The organism is Pseudogemmobacter bohemicus, assembly GCF_003290025.1.
GTDB lineage: Bacteria > Pseudomonadota > Alphaproteobacteria > Rhodobacterales > Rhodobacteraceae > Pseudogemmobacter > Pseudogemmobacter bohemicus.
The window spans coordinates 2,501-6,218 of sequence record NZ_QNHG01000012.1 but is presented as its reverse complement, the minus strand read 5'-3'; the positions used below and the strand labels follow the sequence as shown (position 1 = coordinate 6,218).

At 55.5% G+C, this 3,718-nt stretch carries 3 protein-coding genes and 1 other annotated feature; all 3 genes read left to right on the top strand.

The window, feature by feature from the left end:
• On the top strand, window positions 1–368 hold a 368-nt coding region (locus DRF71_RS26975), incomplete at its 5' end, for an XRE family transcriptional regulator (RefSeq protein WP_112313507.1).
• 4 nt (window positions 369–372) lie between these two features.
• On the top strand, window positions 373–990 hold the full coding sequence (locus DRF71_RS26970) for a type IV toxin-antitoxin system AbiEi family antitoxin domain-containing protein (RefSeq protein ID WP_198672418.1): 618 nt from the start codon (window positions 373–375) through the stop codon (window positions 988–990).
• Entirely contained in the window at window positions 983–1,840 is an 858-nt protein-coding gene (locus tag DRF71_RS26965) for a nucleotidyl transferase AbiEii/AbiGii toxin family protein (RefSeq protein WP_112313504.1), read from the top strand. The genes DRF71_RS26970 and DRF71_RS26965 overlap by 8 nt, the downstream gene beginning before the upstream one ends.
• Before the next feature lie 52 nt (window positions 1,841–1,892).
• Window positions 1,893–3,602 (bottom strand) — a sequence feature (23S ribosomal RNA rRNA prediction is too short).
• Window positions 3,603–3,718: the final 116 nt, after the last annotated feature.

The following is a 3,718-nucleotide window of genomic DNA, read 5'->3' as shown; positions in this document are numbered from 1 at the left end:
TAAAGATGGGCACAGTTGTGCCGAAAATGGGCACAACTGTGCACTTGGCGGCGGATCAGGCCCGTTATCGCGAAGCCGTGGCCGCCGCGTTGCGGGCTGAACTGGGTCCGACGCACCAGGCCATCAAGACGGTGATGCGCTGGACAGGGGCGAGCGAACGCACCGTAAAGTACTGGCTTTCAGGAGAACGGGGGCCAAGTGGAGAACATCTCATCCTGTTGGCGCAGCATTGCAACGCGGTGCTGCTGACGATCCTGACCATGGCTGAGCGGCTGTCCGACGAGCGGCACAAATGTGCCGGTTGTCCGGAGCGTCTTCTCGTGTTACAAAACCTCAGACAAGAACCCAATCTGTCCGAGGATTTCTAACTCAATGATGATCGATCCCGGCCAACGCGCCCGCATGATCGACTACATGGAGACCCATGCTCCGGCCCGTTCGAGGGAGCTGGCAGCCATAGGCGTGGCCGCCACAGCCATCTCACGCGCCGTTTCCGACGGCGCGATAGTTCGCATCGGTCGGGGCCTCTACCAACTGCCTGACAGCGAACCGGACCTGCATTCGGCACTGATCGAAATCACCAAGCGTGCGCCCAAAGCCATCATCTGCCTGACCTCGGCGATGTCCTTCCATCAACTGACGGACCAACTTCCCCGCAAGGTCTGGATCTCGATTGGCGCAACGGATTGGGCACCCAAGATCGCGTACCCACAGATCCGCATCGTCCGTTTCCGTGAACCTTACCTGACGAACGGGCAAGAGGTTCATAGAATCCGAGACGTCGAGGTGCGAGTCTATTCGGTCGCCAAGACGATTGCCGATGCATTCAGGAACCCGAAGCTGGTTGACCGGTCCGTTGCAATTGAGGCCATGAAATCGGCGCTTAACGACCGGAAGGCAACCCCGGGGCAACTGGCAGCGGCCGCGCAAGAAAACGGGGCCTGGAACCAGATGCGTCCGTATCTGGAGGCCCTGACTTCCAATGGCTAAGCAACCCAAGGACATCGCGGCGTCCGTCCGCCAGCGCCTGCTGAACCTGGCCCGTGAAGAGGGACAGGTGTTTGATGTCGTCCTCGTCGCCTTCGGCCTCGAACGGCTGGTATACCGACTTTCGGTTTCCGAATATCGTGACCGCTTCGTCCTCAAGGGCGGCATGCTGGTGACGCTGTGGACTGCTGATACAGGGAGGTTCACACGGGATATCGATTTCCTGGCATTCGGGTCCGACGAAGAAACCCAGTTGAAGGAAGCCTTTTCAGCCATCCTTGCCATCGATGGCCGTGATGGACTAATCTACGATACGGCCAATCTGACGGCCGTCGCGATCCGCGAAGATCAGGTTTACGGCGGTATGCGCCTCCGCACGACTGCCTTCTTGGGAACAACCCAGATTCCGATCACCGTCGACCTCGGCTTCGGTGATGCCCTTGGGGATCCGAAGTTCGAGATCGAGTACGGCTCCCTGTTGGACTTTCCAACTGCGTCGATCCGGGCCTATTCGCCAGCGACGGTCATCGCCGAGAAGTTTCAGGCTGTCGTTGCGCTGGGCATCGCCAACAGCCGAATGAAGGATTTTTACGACCTCTGGACGCTGCCAAAGGCAGTCGGGATCGACATGAAGGATCTCGCCGCTGCGATCTTGGGAACCTTTGAGCGCAGAAATACTGCGGTTCCAGCGACATGCCCTGTCGGCCTGTCGGCTGAGTTCTCGTCCGACCCGGGCAAGATGACCCAGTGGCGCGCCTATTCCGGCGGGACCGCGCTGGAAGGCAAGTCTCTTGCTGAAGTCACAGCGGACATTTGGACATGGCTGGAACCAGCTTGCAAACCGGCGTCATGATACCCGCTTTTCAGGGGGGACTCGTCAAACGTTGAGGTGGCGTTGATGTGTTTTGCACAAGCCAAAACCCGACTGTTTAAGTCGGGTCCTATGTATTTGATATCGTTTAGTAATTTGGTTGCGGGGACAGGATTTGAACCTGTGATTGGTATACTCTACCTGTCCACCTGTGTCGGTTTAGGGTACGGTCTGATGGAGGGCTATTTCCAGGAACCTCTGAACGGCCTTCCCAATCCGATAAGGGAAGACAATCTTCGAGATCCGTCACATCCTCCTGGCCACGGAATATTAACCGTGTTCCCATCGACTACGCCTTTCGGCCTCGCCTTAGGGGCCGGCTTACCCTGCTCAGATTAGCTTTAAGCAGGAACCCTTGGACTTTCGGCGAGAGGGTCTCTCACCCTCTTTGTCGCTACTCATGTCAACATTCTCACTTCTGATCTCTCCACCGGATGCCTTACAGCCCGGCTTCACAGAAAGAACAGTGTCTCTGCGTTGGTCCGATAAGGATCAACAAGAGACAGCGTTCTATATCACAGAACGCTCCGCTACCACGCACATCGCTGTGCATCCCGAGCTTCGGCTCATGGCTTGAGCCCCGATACATCTTCGCCGCAAGACAGCTTATCTAGACCAGTGAGCTGTTACGCTATCTTTAAAGGATGGCTGCTTCTAAGCCAACCTCCTGGTTGTTTTGGCCGTCTCACATGCTTTCCCACTTAGCCATGAATTAGGGGCCTTAGCTGCAGGTCAGGGTTGTTTCCCTCTTCACAACGGACGTTAGCACCCGCTGTGTGTCTCCCGGATAGTACTCATCGGTATTCGGAGTTTGGTTAGGCTCAGTAAGTCTGTGGGACCCCATTGCCCATCCAGTGCTCTACCCCCGATGGTATTCGTCCGAGGCGCTACCTAAATAGCTTTCGCGGAGAACCAGCTATCTCCAGGTTTGATTAGCCTTTCACCCCTAGCCACAAGTCATCCAGACCCTTTTCAACGGGTGTTGGTTCGGACCTCCAGTAAGTGTTACCTTACCTTCATCCTGCTCATGGCTAGATCACCTGGTTTCGGGTCTGATCCAACGAACTCATTCGCCCATTTAAGACTCGCTTTCGCTGCGCCTACACCTATCGGCTTAAGCTCGCTCGTTAGACCAAGTCGTTGACCCATTATACAAAAGGTACGCCGTCACCTCTCAAGGAGGCTCCGACTGCTTGTAGGCGTCCGGTTTCAGGTACTGTTTCACTCCCCTCGTCGGGGTGCTTTTCACCTTTCCCTCACGGTACTGGTTCGCTATCGGTCAGTAAGGAGTACTTAGCCTTCGGAGGTGGTCCTCCGATCTTCAGACAGGATTTCACGTGTCCCGCCCTACTTAATATGTGCAATGGTGCTTCTCATACGGGGCTGTCACCCGCTATGGCTGAGCTTTCCAGCTCATTCTGACCACACTTCATGCATCGGCTGATCCGCGTTCGCTCGCCACTACTAACGGAGTCTCTGTTGATGTCCTTTCCTCCGGGTACTTAGATGTTTCAGTTCCCCGGGTTCGCTCTAAAACCCCTATGTATTCAGGATTAAAGTACCTGTTTCAGCCCATTGTAAGCTACCAGAGGTAATTACAACAAACTGTCAGGTGGGTTTCCCCATTCGGAGATCTATGGGTCAAAGCCTGTTCCCGGCTCGCCATAGCTTAACGCAGGGTACCACGTCCTTCATCGCCTCTTACTGCCTAGGCATCCACCAAACGCCCTTCTCGCGCTTGATCTGATCCGGAAAGAGCAAGGCCGCAGGACAAGCTAAGCCCGCAGCCACTTTCCGAAACAGAAGTCATATACTTCTACCCATGTATCTGAACGTATTCAGATACCGGTTGCGTACTAG